The sequence below is a fragment of the Streptomyces sp. NPDC001744 genome (assembly GCF_042892575.1).
Classification (GTDB): Bacteria; Actinomycetota; Actinomycetes; order Streptomycetales; family Streptomycetaceae; genus Streptomyces.
The window spans coordinates 488877-504061 of the sequence record NZ_JBIAUG010000001.1 but is presented as its reverse complement, the minus strand read 5'-3'; the positions used below and the strand labels follow the sequence as shown (position 1 = coordinate 504061).

At 71.7% G+C, this 15185-nt stretch carries 15 protein-coding genes and 1 rRNA gene; 8 read left to right on the top strand and 8 right to left on the bottom strand.

The window, feature by feature from the left end; translation table 11 throughout:
* Both rrf and ACFYZY_RS02380 read left to right on the top strand, forming a co-directional pair.
* A 5S ribosomal RNA gene (rrf, locus tag ACFYZY_RS02385) occupies window positions 1–94 on the top strand; the annotation flags it as partial.
* Between the two features lie 149 nt (window positions 95–243).
* Entirely contained in the window at window positions 244–819 is a 576-nt protein-coding gene (locus ACFYZY_RS02380) for a GNAT family N-acetyltransferase (protein WP_388688760.1), read from the top strand.
* A gap of 7 nt (window positions 820–826) precedes the next feature.
* Here ACFYZY_RS02380 and ACFYZY_RS02375 read toward each other — a convergent pair whose 3' ends face one another.
* The 6 genes from ACFYZY_RS02375 to ACFYZY_RS02350 form a co-directional block, all read right to left on the bottom strand.
* Complete coding sequence (locus ACFYZY_RS02375; RefSeq protein ID WP_388688759.1) at window positions 827–2461, bottom strand: type VI secretion protein; 1635 nt, start codon at window positions 2459–2461, stop codon at window positions 827–829.
* A gap of 9 nt (window positions 2462–2470) precedes the next feature.
* On the bottom strand, window positions 2471–3874 hold the full coding sequence (locus tag ACFYZY_RS02370; protein ID WP_388688758.1) for an ATP-binding protein: 1404 nt from the start codon (window positions 3872–3874) through the stop codon (window positions 2471–2473).
* Between the two features lie 20 nt (window positions 3875–3894).
* Window positions 3895–5448 carry an SCO6880 family protein gene (locus ACFYZY_RS02365; protein ID WP_388688756.1) on the bottom strand — a complete coding sequence of 518 codons (1554 nt, stop codon included), beginning with the start codon at window positions 5446–5448 and terminating at the stop codon, window positions 3895–3897.
* Window positions 5445–6890: a hypothetical protein gene (locus tag ACFYZY_RS02360; RefSeq protein WP_388688755.1), complete on the bottom strand. Its 1446-nt coding sequence runs from the start codon at window positions 6888–6890 to the stop codon at window positions 5445–5447. Before ACFYZY_RS02360 ends, ACFYZY_RS02365 begins: the two co-directional genes overlap by 4 nt.
* On the bottom strand, window positions 6880–7707 hold the full coding sequence (locus ACFYZY_RS02355; protein ID WP_388688754.1) for a hypothetical protein: 828 nt from the start codon (window positions 7705–7707) through the stop codon (window positions 6880–6882). The genes ACFYZY_RS02360 and ACFYZY_RS02355 overlap by 11 nt, the downstream gene beginning before the upstream one ends.
* A 98-nt stretch (window positions 7708–7805) precedes the next feature.
* The gene (locus tag ACFYZY_RS02350; protein WP_024757447.1) at window positions 7806–8114 is read right to left on the bottom strand and encodes a hypothetical protein; all 309 of its coding nucleotides are present in this window, start codon (window positions 8112–8114) and stop codon (window positions 7806–7808) included.
* Window positions 8115–8422: 308 nt separating this feature from the next.
* Between ACFYZY_RS02350 and ACFYZY_RS02345 the strand changes: the two genes are divergently transcribed.
* The 4 genes from ACFYZY_RS02345 (at window position 8423) to ACFYZY_RS02330 (ending at window position 11990) form a co-directional block, all read left to right on the top strand.
* Window positions 8423–9457 (top strand): NlpC/P60 family protein, encoded by a 1035-nt coding sequence (locus ACFYZY_RS02345; RefSeq protein ID WP_388688753.1) that lies wholly within the window; start codon window positions 8423–8425, stop codon window positions 9455–9457.
* Between the two features lie 213 nt (window positions 9458–9670).
* A complete protein-coding gene (locus tag ACFYZY_RS02340; RefSeq protein WP_388688752.1) occupies window positions 9671–10393 on the top strand; it encodes a phosphatase PAP2 family protein in 723 nt (240 codons plus the stop codon).
* 445 nt (window positions 10394–10838) lie between these two features.
* Window positions 10839–11678 carry a hypothetical protein gene (locus ACFYZY_RS02335; protein ID WP_388688750.1) on the top strand — a complete coding sequence of 280 codons (840 nt, stop codon included), beginning with the start codon at window positions 10839–10841 and terminating at the stop codon, window positions 11676–11678.
* 117 nt (window positions 11679–11795) lie between these two features.
* Window positions 11796–11990 (top strand): hypothetical protein, encoded by a 195-nt coding sequence (locus ACFYZY_RS02330; RefSeq protein ID WP_388688749.1) that lies wholly within the window; start codon window positions 11796–11798, stop codon window positions 11988–11990.
* 104 nt (window positions 11991–12094) lie between these two features.
* Here the strand turns inward: ACFYZY_RS02330 and ACFYZY_RS02325 are convergent, their stop codons facing one another.
* The gene (locus ACFYZY_RS02325; protein WP_388688747.1) at window positions 12095–12442 is read right to left on the bottom strand and encodes a metal-sensitive transcriptional regulator; all 348 of its coding nucleotides are present in this window, start codon (window positions 12440–12442) and stop codon (window positions 12095–12097) included.
* A gap of 211 nt (window positions 12443–12653) precedes the next feature.
* Between ACFYZY_RS02325 and ACFYZY_RS02320 the strand changes: the two genes are divergently transcribed.
* The gene (locus ACFYZY_RS02320) at window positions 12654–13274 is read left to right on the top strand and encodes a DUF47 domain-containing protein (RefSeq protein ID WP_388688745.1); all 621 of its coding nucleotides are present in this window, start codon (window positions 12654–12656) and stop codon (window positions 13272–13274) included.
* A 6-nt stretch (window positions 13275–13280) separates the two neighbouring features.
* Window positions 13281–14279, top strand: coding sequence for an anion permease (locus ACFYZY_RS02315; protein WP_388688743.1), 999 nt, complete (start codon window positions 13281–13283; stop codon window positions 14277–14279).
* Between the two features lie 121 nt (window positions 14280–14400).
* Here the strand turns inward: ACFYZY_RS02315 and pstB are convergent, their stop codons facing one another.
* Window positions 14401–15177: a phosphate ABC transporter ATP-binding protein PstB gene (pstB, locus tag ACFYZY_RS02310; RefSeq protein ID WP_388688741.1), complete on the bottom strand. Its 777-nt coding sequence runs from the start codon at window positions 15175–15177 to the stop codon at window positions 14401–14403.
* Window positions 15178–15185: the final 8 nt, after the last annotated feature.

Sequence of the window (15185 nt, the reverse complement as noted above, 5' to 3'; positions counted from 1 at the left end):
AACGCCCGGTTACATTCCGAACCCGGAAGCTAAGCCTTTCAGCGCCGATGGTACTGCAGGGGGGACCCTGTGGGAGAGTAGGACACCGCCGAACAATTTTTGGCCTCAACCCCCGGACCATGTCCGGGGGTTGAGGCATTTTTGCGTTCTGAGCCCGGTCACCTTGTACCGGGGTACGACGCGGGGGCACGGCATCCGGGAAATGCCTTGTCAGGAGGGTGTGTCCGTCGTCAGGATCGGGCCATGGACCACCTGATACGTGACATCCGCGCCGACGAGTGGGAGAAGGCCCGCGAGATCCGTCTCGCCGCCCTCCGGGACCCGGTCGCGCACCTGGCGTTCCTCGACACGTACGGGGCCGCCGTCGAGCGGCCCGACTCCTTCTGGCGGGAGCGTGCGGAGGCGTCGTCCGGGAGCGGCGACGGGACGGTGCGGCAGTTCGTCGCCGAGGGGCCGGACCGCTCCTGGGCGGGCACGATCACGCTGCTCGTGGAACGGCCCTCGGACGAGGTGCGGTTCGGCGAGCCGGCGAAGGTCGACCAGACGCACGTCGTGGGGGTGTACGTGCGCCCCGAGGCGCGCGGGACGGGGGTGATCGACGCGCTGTTCCGGGCGGGTGTGGAGTGGTCCTGGGCGCTGACGGATCCGGTGGTGGAGCGGGTGCGGCTGTACGTGCACGAGGAGAACGCGCGGGCGGCGGCCTTCTACCGGCGGTTCGGGTTCACGGCGACGGGCGAGCGGGTGGCGGTGCCGGGGAGCGACACGGCGGTGGAGGTGGAGTACGAGCTGAGGCGGCCGGGGGACCCGAGCGGCGGGTGAGGCGCCGTCAGGCCCCGGAGACCAGTGAGTCGTTCGGCCAGCGGGTCCTCGCCTGTTCCCGGGAGCGCATCAGGGCCAGGGTGGGCAGGCCCCGGGAGTGGCCGTCGGCCAGGAGGGCCGGCAGTGCGGGCAGGGGGGCGACGGCGGCCACGTCGTCCAGCACGAGGGTGAGTGGTGGGTCGAGCCGACCGTCGGATGACCGTGCGGCCATGCGGCGGCCGTGCTCGACCACGTTTGCGGCGAGGGCCGTCAGGAGCGGCATCGCGCCGGGGCGGGTGCGGGGGTCCTCGATGGATTCACCCACCACGTAGAGCGTTCCCCCTTCGGGGAGGAAAGATGCCAGCGCCAGCGAATCCGTTCGGTTCGGGGTGCACGCCTCCCTGATGTGGACCGTGGAGAGCGCCGAGAACGCGCGGGCCGTCAGCTCCTGTGCCAGGCGGCGGCTCTCGGGGTGGGCGGTGAGGGCGGATTCGAGGAGTCCGGCCAGCCCGGAGGCGGCCCGGGGGTGGCCGCGGAGGACCCGTACGGGTTCGGTGGCGTCGGAGCCCTGTGCCCAGCGGTGCACCTGCCGGAAGGGGCGGCCGTCGACGGCGGCGGCGTGCAGCCAGCAGCGCAGGAGCGTCTCGGCGGTCTCGGCGGTCGTCGCGTCCAGGCGGGAGTGGGGGCGCACCGGGGCCAGCAGGGCGGCGGCGCGGGCCTGGGCGGTCTCCGGGTCCTCGCACCCCTCGGCGGGTGACCAGTGGAGGCGGGCGGGGGTGTCGCAGAGGTGCCCGGGGTCGTAGACGAGGACCGGGCCGAGCTTGCCGCGCGCGTCCTTGGTGTCCGACCAGACGGCCGGGTCCGAGGTGACGACGAGGACCGGGCCGTCGGCGTCGCGCACCGCCCGGACCGTCGCGGGGCGGCGGACGCCGGGCGGGCCGAAGACGGTGCCGGGCGCGGTGTCACCGGGTGCGGTCTCGGCGGGTGCGCCGAGGGGGACGCCGGCGGGGACGGCCTCGGCGGGAGGGGCCGGCCGGGGGCGCGGGGGGATTCCCGGCTCGGGGTGGTGGAGCGGGGACTTCGGGGTCTCCCGTACGGGTCCCCGGGGTGCGGGCGCGGGTTCCCTGGCGTGCTCGGTGCCGTCGCCCGGCCCGTACGGGCCGTCGGGCCCCGGGGGGCCGTACGGGACGAGGGCGGGGTCCGACGGGGCGCGGGGGCGTACGGGCGGCGGGAGTTCGTCCCGTACGGGCTCGTGGACCTCCCGTACGGGGCGCCGGGCGTCTCCCGCCGGCGTACCGTACGTGCCCGCCCTCCGGTGGGCGCGGACCGCGCGCCAGCGGGCCAGGGTGCCCAGGACGAAGACCGCGAGGACCGCGAGGACCATCGCCTCGCCGATCAGGAGGCCCCAGAAGAGGCCGTACCCCGACAGCCGGTCCGGCGGGGCGTCCGGCCAGGCGGCGGGGAGGTCCGTGGGGGCCGTCGCCAGGGAGCGCAGGGCCGGGGGCGTGCCCGTGAAGGCGACGCCGTCCGGCCAGGACCCGTGGGCGAACAGGGCCGCCAGGCCGGTCGCCGTCCACACCAGGAACGTGAGACAGAGGAGGAGGGCGAACAGGCTGAGCAGCAGCCCGTCCGAGATCCCTCCCCCCTTCCGTGCCGTGTCCATCTACGCCACCTACGCCACCGTCGACTGCGAGGAACCGTTCATCTGCCGCTCGGCGAGGACCGCCCGCTGTTCCGTCTCCCACTCCAGCTCCGGGTCGACCGCCGAGGACGCCGAGGACTCGGTCATGGCGCGGTCGGTGTAGACGAGGGGGCGTTCCTTCTCGGTGATGAGGTGTTTGACCACCTGCACGTTGCCGTTGACGTCCCAGACCGCGATGCCGGGGGTGAGGGTCGGGATGATCTCGACCGCCCACCGGGGCAGGCCGAGGACCCGGCCCGTGTTGCGGGCCTCGTCGGCCTTCTGGGCGTAGATCGTCCTGGTCGAGGCCATCTTGAGGATCGCCGCCGCCTCCTTGGCGGCCGCTCCGTCCACGACGTCGGAGAGGTGGTGGACGACGGCGACGAAGGACAGGCCGAGGCGGCGACCGAACTTCAGCAGGCGCTGGAACAGCTGGGCCACGAACGGGCTGTTGATGATGTGCCACGCCTCCTCGACCAGGAAGATGCGCTTCTTCCGGTCGGGGCGGATCCAGGTGTGTTCCAGCCAGACGCCGACGATGGCCATGAGGATCGGCATGGCGATGGAGTTGCGGTCGATGTGGGAGAGGTCGAAGACGATCAGGGGCGCGTCGAGGTCGATGCCGACGGTCGTCGGGCCGTCGAACATGCCGCGCAGGTCGCCGTCGACCAGGCGGTCCAGGACGAGGGCGACGTCCAGGCCCCAGGCCCGTACGTCGTCTATGTCGACGTTCATGGCCTCCGCCGATTCCGCCTCGGGGTGGCGCAGGCGCTCCACGATGTCGGTGAGGATCGGCTGGCGGCCGGTGACGTGGTCGGTGACGTGGGCGTGGGCGACCTTGAGGGCGAAGCCGGAGCGTTCGTCGAGGCCGTGGCCCATCGCCACCTCGATGATCGTGCGGAGCAGCGCGAGCTGGCCCGTGGTGGTGATCGAGGGGTCGAGCGGGTTGAGGCGGATCCCGGCGTCGTTGGCGACCATCGGGTCCAGGCGGATGGGGGTTATCCCCAGCTCCTGGGCGATGAGGTTCCATTCGCCGACGCCGTCCTCGCCCTGGGCGTCGAGGACGACGACCTGCCGGTCGCGGAAGCGGAGCTGGCGCAGGACGTACGTCTTCTCCAGGGCCGACTTGCCGTTGCCGGACTCGCCGAGGACCAGCCAGTGGGGGGCGGGGAGCTGCTGCCCGTACAGCTGGAAGGGGTCGTAGATGTAGCCCTTCCCGCTGTAGACCTCGCGGCCGATGATGACGCCGGAGTCGCCGAGCCCGGGGGCGGCGGTCGGGAGGTAGACGGCCTGGGCCTGTCCGGTGGAGGTGCGGACGGGCAGGCGGGTCGTCTCCACCTTCCCGAAGAGGAAGGAGGTGAACGCCTCGGTGAGGACGGACAGCGGATCTCGCATGGGTCGGTGCCCCTTCGGCCTCAGCGTCGGATGCCGGTCGCGAACGGCAAGGTGTTCACAAAGGCCCGGTGGTGCTCGCGGTCGCACCACTCCAGTTTCAGGTACGACTTGCCGGCGGAGGCCCTGATCGTGCGCTTGTCCCGGGCCAGGGCCTCGGGGGAACGCGACGACACGGTGATGTACCCGACGAGGTTCACCCCGGCAGCGCCGCTGGCGAGATCTTCACCCCGCTGGTCGAGCCGGCCGTGGGCGGCGATGTCGCGCGGGTCGACCGTGCGGTTCATCTTGGCGGCGCGGCTGGCGTCGGCCTCGTCGTTGGTCTTCTCGGTGAGCATGCGCTCGATGGCGACCTCGGTGGGTTCCAGGTCCATGGTGACGGCGACCGTGCGGATGACGTCGGGGGTGTGGACGAGGAGCGGGGCGAGGAAGTTGACGCCGACGGGGGTCATCGGCCACTCCTTGATCCAGGCGGTGGCGTGGCACCAGGGGGCGCGGGTGGAGGACTCGCGGGTCTTGGCCTGGAGGTACGTCGGTTCCATCGCGTCCAGCTCGGCGGGCCAGGCGTTCCTCTTCGACATGGCCTGGATGTGGTCGATGGGGTGGTCCGGGTCGTACATGGAGTGGACCAGGGAGGCGAGCCGGGACTGGCCGAGGGGCTGGCGGACGCGGATGTCGGCCTCGGCGAGGCGGGCGCAGATGTCGGTGAGTTCGCGGGCCATGACGACGGCGAGGCCGGCGTCGCGGTCGAGGCGGCGGGCGCCGGTGGCGTGGCGGGCGGCGCGGGCCATGGCGTTGGCCTCGGCGGCCAGTTCGCGGGTGTAGTGCATGCAGGCGACGAGGTAGGCGCGGTGCTGCTCGCTGGAGGTGGAGACCATGGACTGGAGCTGCTCGTAGGAGTCCTGGAGCCATCCGGGCGCGTGCGGGTCGCCGCGCTGGGCGACGTCCTTGGCGTGGGCGTCGGGGTCGGCGGGGAGGGTGCGGGCGAGCATCTGGATGCGGGTGACGAAGCCGTCGCCGTTGGCGACGTGCTTGAGGAGGGTGCCGAAGCGGTCGACCAGGGCCTCCTGGTCCTCGCTGTCGCGCAGGCCGACGCCGGGGCCCTCGATCTCGATGGCGGCGGTGACGGTGCGGCGGTCGGCGTGGAGGAGGACGGCGATCTCGTCGGGGCCGAAGGGGGCGGCGAGCCAGCCGACGCGGCCGATGCCGGGGGGCGGGCCGACCTCGACCTCGCGGCCGTCGAGGCGGGTGCCGGCCTCGGCGGCGACGGAGCGGTAGGCGGTGCCGCGCTTGAGCATGCGCTTGTAGCTGCGGTTGATCTCGAACCACTTGTAGAACGTGCGCTGCCGGTACGGGAGGTACACGGCGGCGATCGCGAGCATGGGCAGGCCGGCGAGGAGCGCGATCCGCAGGGGGAGGAGGGGGACGAGGAGTCCGCTCATCATGCCGAGGAAGGCGCCGACGATGATGAGGGCGATCTCGCCGGTCTCGCGGTTCTTGCCGACGATCGCGTTCGGCCGGGCGCGGCCGATGAGATACGTGCGGCGGGGCGTGACCGGCTGGGACTGGGTCGTCAACGCCCTGCACCTCCAGAGTTCTTGCGGTTGCTGTGCGGGGTTCCCGCGGTGGGACTGCTGCTGCGGGGGGCGGGCGGGGGCGTCGCGCCGCCGCTCCCGCCCCGGCTGCCGTGGGCGGCCATGCCGCCGGAGAGCGGGTTGGCGGGGCGGGGGGGCTGGGAGGAGCCGCCGCCGTCGCCGCGGGAGCTGTGGGTCTTGATGCCCTGGGAGACGAGGGAGGCGGGGGAGGAGATGACGGCGGCGGCGGTGTTCTCGCCGGCGCGGTGGAGGCGGTTGTTGCGGGAGGCGGCGATCTCGTCGCCGAAGCCGGGGACGAAGCGGTAGATCGCGGCGGAGGCGAAGATGGCGAGCAGGATGATCGCGAGGCCGGAGACGACGGCGGAGAAGGAGTCGGGCCCGGTGCCGGAGGAGAGGGCGCCGGCGAGTCCGAGGACGATGACGATGACCGGTTTGACCAGGATGATCGCGATCATGATGCCGGCCCAGCGGCGGACGTGGCCCCACATGTTCTTGTCGACGAGGCCGGAGTAGACGACGACGCCGAGGAGCGCGCCGACGTACAGCATGACGGCGCGGAGGAACAGCTCCAGGTAGAGCACGCCGGCGGCGATCACGGTCACCAGGGACACGATGATCAGCATGATCGGGCCGCCGCCGATGCTGTCGCCCTTCTGGAGGGCCTGTCGGAAGCTGCCGAAGAAGACGTCGGTCTGCTGGCCGGTGCCGGAGGCGATGACCTCGGTGACGGCGTCGGTGGCGTTGACGACGGTGTAGAGGATCAGGGGGGTGAAGGCGGAGGCGAGGACCGTCAGCCAGAGGAAGCCGATGGCCTCGGAGAGGGCGGTGGTGAGGGGGACGCCCCGGACGGCCCGCTTGGCGACGGCGAGGAGCCAGAGGAGGAGGGTGAGGACGGTGGAGGCGGCGAAGACGATGGCGTAGCGGCCGAGGAACTCCGGGTTGGTGAAGTCCACGTCGGCGGTCTCTTTGACGGCCTTGGAGAGGTAGTCGAGGGTGGCGGTGGCGGCGTCGGCGAAGCCGCGGGCGAGGGAGGAGAGGGGGTCGAGGGCGGGGGTCAGGTCGGTGGTGGGGGCCTTGTCGGCCCCGCCGGGGCGGCCCCTCTCGCAGAGCTCACGGGCCTGGCCGAGGATGAGACCGCAGCCGTTGTCCGTGGGGCTCGGGGACGGCGTCGGGACCGGCGGAGTCGGGGTGGGAGCCGCCTGGGCGTAGGAGGAGAGCAGGAACGGCGCGGCGAGGACCGCGGCGGTGAGCGTGGCTGTCGCGCGGCGACCACGGCCTCGCGGACGTACGGGGCCGGACCCTCCGTGGCCGGAACCGCGGTTCGCCGTGTTGTCGCCGATCGCCGTTTCCTTGTCCCGCGGTGCGTGGCACCGGTTTCCGCTGTCCGGTCCGGACCGAGCCGGACGAAAGACCTCAGCGCGCATAGGTGAACCCTCCGTACCCTTCGACGGCCGCGGCGATCTCGTCGGCGATGGACGCGCGGTTGTCCCCGTTGACCGGAGTCGGGCCCTCTGCCTGGGTGGACGAGGCGACGCGCCAGTCGCCCCCGACCCAGACCAGCTTCTGCGTGAGGGTGAACCAGGTGGACGTGACGGGCTTGGTGGAGCCGGGGCCGGCCAGGCCGACCAGGCCGGTGCACCAGACGTCGACGGTGGCGGAAGTGCCCTTGTAGTCCCGGACCTTCGCGCCGATCGGGACGGTGCGCGACACGAAGGTCAGGCCGCTGGGGGCGGTGCCGTTCGCGTCGAGTCCGACGCTGCTCATGAAGTCGGCCGAGTAGGAGGCGTCCAGGAGCTTCAGCAGGTTCTCCACGACGGCGGGGGCGTGGGTGGCGCGCACGACGGCCTCGCGGGGGCCGTCCTGGAACATGTCGGTCGAACCCAGCGCCACCGCGTAGTTCGTCGCCGCGCTCTGCGCCCCCTGCTCGTCGTGGGCGTACCCCGTGGGGACGGTGCCGTTGCCGCCCGTGACGGGGCGGACGCCGGTCGCCGCGGTGGGGGCCGGGCCGCCCGGGGCACCGGTGGCGCCCGGCTTCGACGGGGTGCCGCCGCCGCGGTTGGCGAGGGCGATGGCTCCGACGAGGAGGACCACCACGCCCACGACCGTGAGGAGGGAGCGGGTGCCGCGCGCGGGCCGGCGGTTTCCGTGGAAGTCGCCGCTGTTGCCCTCGGGCAGGCGGGTCCGGGTCTGGCCCGTGCCGCCCGTGCCGCCGAAGCCGTCGTGCTCGTCGCCGGGACTCATGCCGGGTACGCCCCCTCATTCGTTCGCGGGTACGGCCGTGCTTCAACAGGACTGGGCATCAGGTCGGTCAATCTCAGGGGGTCCGGTCCGACGGCGGGTCAGACGGCCATCCCGTAGACGATGGTGAAGAGCGTCCCCAGCGAGCCGATGATGAAGACGCCGGTCAGACCGGCGACGATCAGCCCCTTGCCCTGTTCCGCGCTGAACGTGTCGCGGAGGGCGGTCGCGCCGATGCGCTGCTTGGCCGCTCCCCAGATGGCGATGCCCAGGCAGAGCAGGATGGCCACGGCCATCACGACCTCGATCATCACCTTGGCCTCGTTGCCCAGGCTCCCGAAGGGCCCCCAGTTGGGGGCGATTCCACCGATAATGGTGGTGATGTCGCCCTTTTCAGCCGCCAGGTACATGTAACTCACCGCCCCTGTATGGGTTGTTGGCCGCCCCTCCCGGGCGGCACGGGTCATCGCTCTATCTTCGCTGATGAAACCGCCCATGTGTGACGGCTTGGGTGCTCTCTTTACCCGATCCCCGCACATCTGACCGGTCCGACGGCCTTGACCTGCGCCGGTACGGCCGGTTTTCGTGTGAAGAAGCGTATGGTCACTCTGTGTATCACGGAGGGTGACTCCGGGCAATGATTGTCGTTGTTCCACTCTTGGGCGTCTTTCGCTCGCCTAGACTGGCGCGGGACGTACTGCCATGAACCGAGGGGTGGTTGACGGTGCGCAGGGCTGGCAGGGCATGGCTGGTGGCCGGCGGGGCCGTCGGGGTCTGTCTCGGTTTCCTCGCCCTGCTGGTGGTCGGTACGTACTCCGCCGCCACGGGGCTCGCGGCCGGCGCGGGCAGTGGGAAGAACGGCACCGTGGGTCTCGCCAAGGGGGCCGTGCCCGCCCTCTACCAGGGGCTGGTGCAGAAGTGGGGGAACCTCTGCCCCGCCATCAACCCGGCCCTGCTCGCCGCGCAGCTCTACCAGGAGAGCGGCTGGAACCCGAGGGCCGTATCCTCGGCCGACGCCCGGGGCATCGCCCAGTTCATCCCCGGCACCTGGGCCGGTCACGGCATCGACGGGGACGGGGACGGGGACCGGGACATCTGGGACCCGAAGGACGCCATCCCGTCGGCCGCCTCGTACGACTGCGAACTCGCCGGCTACGTGAAGGACGTGCCCGGGGACCCGGCGAGCAACATGCTCGCGGCGTACAACGCGGGCGCGTACCGGGTGATCCGGCACGGCGGGGTGCCGCCCATCAGCGAGACGCAGAACTACGTGCGCATCATCCGCTCGCTGGAGAAGAGCTTCGCCCGGCCCCTGGGCCGCGTCGAACCGTCCCGGCTGGCCGCCGGGGCCATCCACTACGCGCAGCAGAAGCTCGGCACGCCCTACCTCTGGGGCGGTACGGGAACGGCCGCGCAGAATGGCCGGTTCGACTGCTCCGGGCTCACCCAGGCCGCGTACGAGAGCGTCGGCATCCCGCTCCCGCGCGTGGCCAACGACCAGTACAACGCCGGTCCGCACCCCTCGCGGGAGGAACTGCTCCCCGGAGACCTGGTCTTCTTCTCGGACGACCTGACCGACTCCCGGGCCATCCGGCACGTCGGCATCTACGTGGGCGGCGGCTACATGATCGACGCCCCGCGCACCGGGGCGGTGATCCGCTTCGACCGGATCGACACCCCGGACTACTTCGGCGCCACCCGGGTCACCGCGGAGGGTGCGGCGGCGCTGCCCACGCCCTCCGCGCGGACGTGACGGCGGGGGGCCGCTCTTCGGGCGTACGGGACATGGCCGGAACTCTCCGTCATGCGTAGGCCCTGAGCTGCGGCGGACCGTCACTCTTGGGTAACGTCGTCATGATCCACCGGAGAGAACGGAACGTGCGCCTCAGGCGGTTCGTTCCCTGATCCGACCGCTCTGACCACGGGGGTTGGAAACCACAGACACGAGAGCAAGGGGCCGAGGCAGATGGCTGTACTCGCATCGGACGGCTCGAACCCCGATGTCGGTCTGCTCTACGACATCAACGGACTGGCCAAGGCCGCTCCGCCGTGGTTCGACCGCGTCATGGAGTTCGCCGGCGAGTACGGGATCGTGCTCGCGATGGTGCTCGTCGTGCTCTGGTGCTGGTGGAACGTCCGCCGGCGCGGCGCGTTCGGGGACTCCGTCTCGGCCGTCGCCGGCATCGTCTGGGCGCCGCTGGCCGCGGGCATCGCCCTCCTGGTCAACATCCCCATCCGGGGCTTCGTCGAGCGTCCCCGCCCCTTCAGGGACCATCAGGGCCTCGACGTCCTCGTGGCCGGGAAGACCGACTTCTCCTTCGTCAGCGACCACGCCACCCTGGCGATGGCGCTCGGCGTCGGCCTCTTCGTCGCCCACCGCAGGTTCGGGCTCGCCGCGATCGGTCTCGCCCTGCTGGAGGGCTTCGCCCGGGTCTACATGGGCGTCCACTACCCGACCGACGTGATCGGCGGCTTCGCCCTGGGCACGGCGGTGGCGCTGCTCCTCGCCCCGCTCGCGCTCGCCGTGCTGACCCCCGTCGTCTCCGCCGTCGCCCGTTCGGGCCGGGGGACCCGCCTCGTCCGCTCCCGGCGGGCCGACGCGGTCCGGCACCCGGAGGCGGTCGGCATCCCCGAGCCCCGCGTCGGCGGCCCGGCCCCGGGCGCGGGACGGAACGGCCTCGCGGCCTGAAGGGCGGCGGGCGCCCCCTGCTGACGGGTGCTCACGACCGGCGGCCCGTCCACGGCCGGCGGGCACGCGTCGCTCCGCGTCCCCGGCGGGGAGCCTGACGGGCCGTCGCCTCCCGACGCGTACGCACCGCCCGGCGGTTCTCAGTCCGACGGGCTTCGGTCCGGGCCCTCTCCGCCCGTCGCCGTACGGACGTGTTCCGCCGCGTCCGTCCGCGCCCGGTCCCTCGACCTGCGGGCCGGACCGGCCCAGCCGCAGTCGCACCGGGCCAGCGCGAACGAACCGCGCTCCGTCGTCGTGACCGTGTGGGGGGAGGCGTCCGCGTGCACGCGTCCACCGTACTGCGCGTGACGGCTCGCCGGAGCCGTCGTTATCCGGATCGGACGTCCCCGGGGCCGGGGAAGGGCGGAGCACGGGCCGACAGCGACGAGGCAGGGGTTGGCAGGCGATGGTGAAGCAGCGGTACGGGCGTCCGCACGGGCGCGGGAGCGGGACGTTCGCCGTCGCCGTCCTGGCCGGCTCCCTCGCCGGGACCCTGGCCGTCGCCGGGTGCACCGCCTCCCGGGCGCCCGGTCCCGCGGCCGACCCGGCGCTCGCCGTGCGGAACGCCGCCGACGCGCTGACCCGGGCCGGCACGGCCAAGGCCAGCACCGCCCTGGAGATGGCCGCGGGCGGCACCCGGGTGACCATCCGGGGCGAGGGCGGCTACGACTTCCGGCGCCGCGCCGGCCGCCTCCAGGTGGTGCTGCCGAAGGACCCGGCCGGGTCGAGCGGGCACCGGCCGATCACCGAGCTCCTCACCCCCGGCACCCTCTACATGAAGAACCGGGGGGCCGGGGTGCCCGCCGGCAAGTGGGTCCGCGTCGACACCACCGCCCTGGACGACGGGAACCTCGTCACCGGCGGCGCCACCGATCCGGCCGCCGCGGCGGAGCTGCTGCGGGGCGTCCGGGAGGTGACGTACCTCGGCGAGATCGAGCTGGCGGGGGTGAAGGTCGGCCACTACCGGGGGGTCGCGGACATCGCGCGCGCGGCCCGCGCCGCCTCGCCGCAGCTGCGCGGGGCGCTGGCCGCGGCGGCGAAAGGGTTCTCCGACGACGCGGTGCCGTTCGACGCGTACCTGGACGGGGAGGGGCGGCTGCGGAAGGTGCGCCACCAGTTCAGCTTCAGCAACCGGGGCCGGACGGTCGCGGTCGCGTCGACGACCCTGCTGTACGGCTTCGGGGCGCCCGTGGAGGTCACGCTGCCGGACCGCCGGGACCTCTACGACGGGAAGATCGAGGCCTGACCCCGCCGGTGGTGGTGCGGACCATCGGCAAATGGTCCGGACGTGTCATGCGCGGTGCGTGCCGCCGTCCCTACGCTGGGGGACCGCTGGGAGACCGACGCCGGCAGGAAGAGGTGGATGCGCGTGGCCCCGCCCGGTACAGCGACCGTGCCCACGGACACGGAGTACATCGCCCTCGCCGAGATAGAACTCTGCGGCGAACTCATCATCGCCGCCTCGGCCGCCGACGGGGAGCGGCTCAGCGCCGACCGGATAGACGAGGTGCTGAGGGTGGCGGCGGGGAAGCGGACCGCCCGCGACGGCGCCCGCTGAACGAAGGCCCCCGGGCGCGGGGACCCGTACGGGAGGAGACGTACGGGAGGACCCGTACGGGAGAGCCCGGTGCCGTGCCGTGCGCGGGGGCCCTCCCGGACCGCTCAGGTGCGCAGCATGCGGGCGATGGCCTTCGTGGCCTCCTCGACCTTGGCGTCGATGTCGTCGCCGCCCCTGGCCGCCGCGTCCGCGACGCAGTGCCGCAGGTGCTCCTCCAGGAGCTGGAGCGCGAAGGACTGGAGCGCCTTCGTGGAGGCGGAGACCTGCGTGAGTATGTCGATGCAGTAGACGTCCTCGTCCACCATCCGCTGGAGACCCCGGATCTGGCCCTCGATCCGGCGCAGGCGCTTGAGGTGTTCGTCCTTCTGGTGGTGGTAGCCGTGCACGCCGTGCCCGTGGTCGGCCGTCCCGGCGGCCTCGGGGGTGACCTGGTCCGTCTCGGTCGTCGTCATCGCGTCCTCCCGTTGTGCTGCCGTCGTCCGGGGATCCGGAGAGGGGGTGCATACCCCTCGCGGGTATATGGTACCGATCCTCGCCGCACCGGGCGGGGGTCCGTGCGGTTCACTGTGCCTGATGGGCGACACTGAGAGGACGCCGGTTAGCCGTGGCCGGATGATGCGCCTAGCATCAGCCTGACCCAACCCAGCACCCCGAGGACCTCACGTGCGATTTCGTCTGACCCCCAGGGAGACGAGCTTCTACGACATGTTCGCCGCGTCCGCGGACAACATCGTCACGGGCTCGAAACTCCTGATGGAACTGCTCGGAGCGGAACATTCCGCCCGGGCCGAGATCGCGGAGCGGATGCGGGCAGCGGAACACGCCGGTGACGACGCCACCCACGCGATCTTCCACCAGCTGAACTCCTCCTTCATCACGCCGTTCGACCGCGAGGACATCTACTCCCTCGCCTCGTCGCTCGACGACATCATGGACTTCATGGAGGAGGCCGTCGACCTGGTCGTCCTCTACAACGTCGAGGAGCTCCCCAAGGGCGTCGAGCAGCAGATCGAGGTCCTGGCCCGGGCGGCGGAACTGACCGCCGAGGCCATGCCGAACCTGCGGACGATGTCCAACCTCACCGAGTACTGGATCGAGGTCAACCGGCTGGAGAACCAGGCGGACCAGATCCACCGCAAGCTGCTCGCCCAGCTCTTCAACGGCAAGTACGACGCCATCGAGGTGCTGAAGCTCAAGCAGATCGTGGATGTGCTGGAGGAGGCGGCCGACGCCTTCGAGCACGTGGCGAACACGGTGGAGACCATCGCGGTCAAGGAGTCCTGAGGCTTCGTGGACACCTTCGCCCTGATCGTGACCATCGGTGTCGCGCTCGGATTCACGTACACGAACGGGTTTCACGACTCCGCCAACGCCATCGCCACCTCGGTGTCGACCCGGGCGCTGACCCCCCGGGCGGCGCTCGCGATGGCGGCGGTGATGAACCTCGCGGGCGCCTTCATGGGCAGCGGGGTCGCCAAGACCGTCAGCGAGGGGCTCATCGCGACCCCGACCGGCGACAAGGGGATGGGGATCCTCTTCGCCGCCCTCGTCGGCGCGATCATCTGGAACCTGGTCACCTGGTACTTCGGCCTGCCGTCCTCCTCCTCGCACGCCCTCTTCGGCGGCATGGTGGGCGCGGCCCTGGCCGGCGGCACCGAGGTGATCTGGGGAGGCGTGCTCGACAAGGTCGTCATCCCGATGTTCGTCTCGCCGGTGATCGGCCTGATCGCGGGCTACCTGGTCATGTGCGTGATCCTCTGGCTGTTCCGCAAGTCCAACCCGCACAAGGCCAAGCGCGGCTTCCGCATCGCGCAGACGGTGTCGGCGGCCGGCATGGCGCTCGGCCACGGCCTGCAGGACGCGCAGAAGACGATGGGCATCGTGGTGATGGCCCTGGTCATCGCCGACGTGCAGGACGCCGGCGACGACATCCCGGTGTGGGTGAAGATCGCCTGCGCCATGATGCTCTCCCTCGGCACGTACGCGGGCGGCTGGCGCATCATGCGGACGCTCGGCCGGAAGATCATCGAACTGGACCCGCCGCAGGGCTTCGCGGCGGAGACCACGGGCGCGTCGATCATGTTCGGTTCGGCGTTCCTGTTCCACGCGCCGATCTCGACCACGCACGTCATCACCTCCGCGATCATGGGCGTGGGCGCGACCAAGCGCGTCAACGCGGTCCGGTGGGGCGTCGCCAAGAACATCATCCTCGGCTGGTTCATCACGATGCCGGCGGCGGCGCTGGTCGCCGCGGTGAGCTACTACGTGGTGCAGCTGGTCTTCGGCTGACGGACGGCCGTACGGAAAAGGGCCCGGTTCCCCTCGCGGGGAGCCGGGCCCTTCGTCGTGCGGTGGCACCGCCATGCAGCACCGCAGGACGGCCACGCGGCGGAACCGCGTGGGGTCTGGGTTATCCGAAGCGGCCGGAGATGTAGTCCTCGGTCGCCTGGACGCTCGGGTTGGAGAAGATGCGCTCGGTGTCGTCCAGCTCGATCAGCTTGCCGGGCTGGCCGACGGCCGCCAGGTTGAAGAAGGCCGTGCGGTCCGAGACGCGGGCGGCCTGCTGCATGTTGTGCGTCACGATGACGATCGTGAAGCGCTCCTTCAGCTCGCCGATCAGGTCCTCGATCGCGAGGGTCGAGATCGGGTCGAGGGCCGAGCAGGGCTCGTCCATCAGCAGGACGTCGGGCTCGACCGCGATGGCGCGGGCGATGCACAGGCGCTGCTGCTGGCCGCCGGAGAGGCCGGAGCCCGGCTTGTTGAGGCGGTCCTTGACCTCGTTCCAGAGGTTGGCGCCCTTGAGGGACTTCTCGACGACGTCGCTCAGCTCGGACTTCTTGTAGCTGCCGTTGAGGCGCAGGCCCGCCGCCACGTTGTCGAAGATCGACATGGTGGGGAAGGGGTTCGGGCGCTGGAAGACCATGCCGACCGTGCGGCGCACGGCGACCGGGTCGACGTTCGCCCCGTACAGGTTCTCGTCGTCCAGCAGCACCTTGCCCTCGACGCGGCCGCCGGGGGTGACCTCGTGCATGCGGTTCAGGGTGCGCAGGAAGGTGGACTTGCCGCAGCCGGACGGGCCGATGAAGGCCGTCACGGAGCGGGGCTCGACGGTCATCGAGATGTCGTCGATCGCCTTGTGGGCGCCGTAGTAGGCGGAGAGGCCGCTGACGTCGATGCGCTTGGCCATGTGAATCA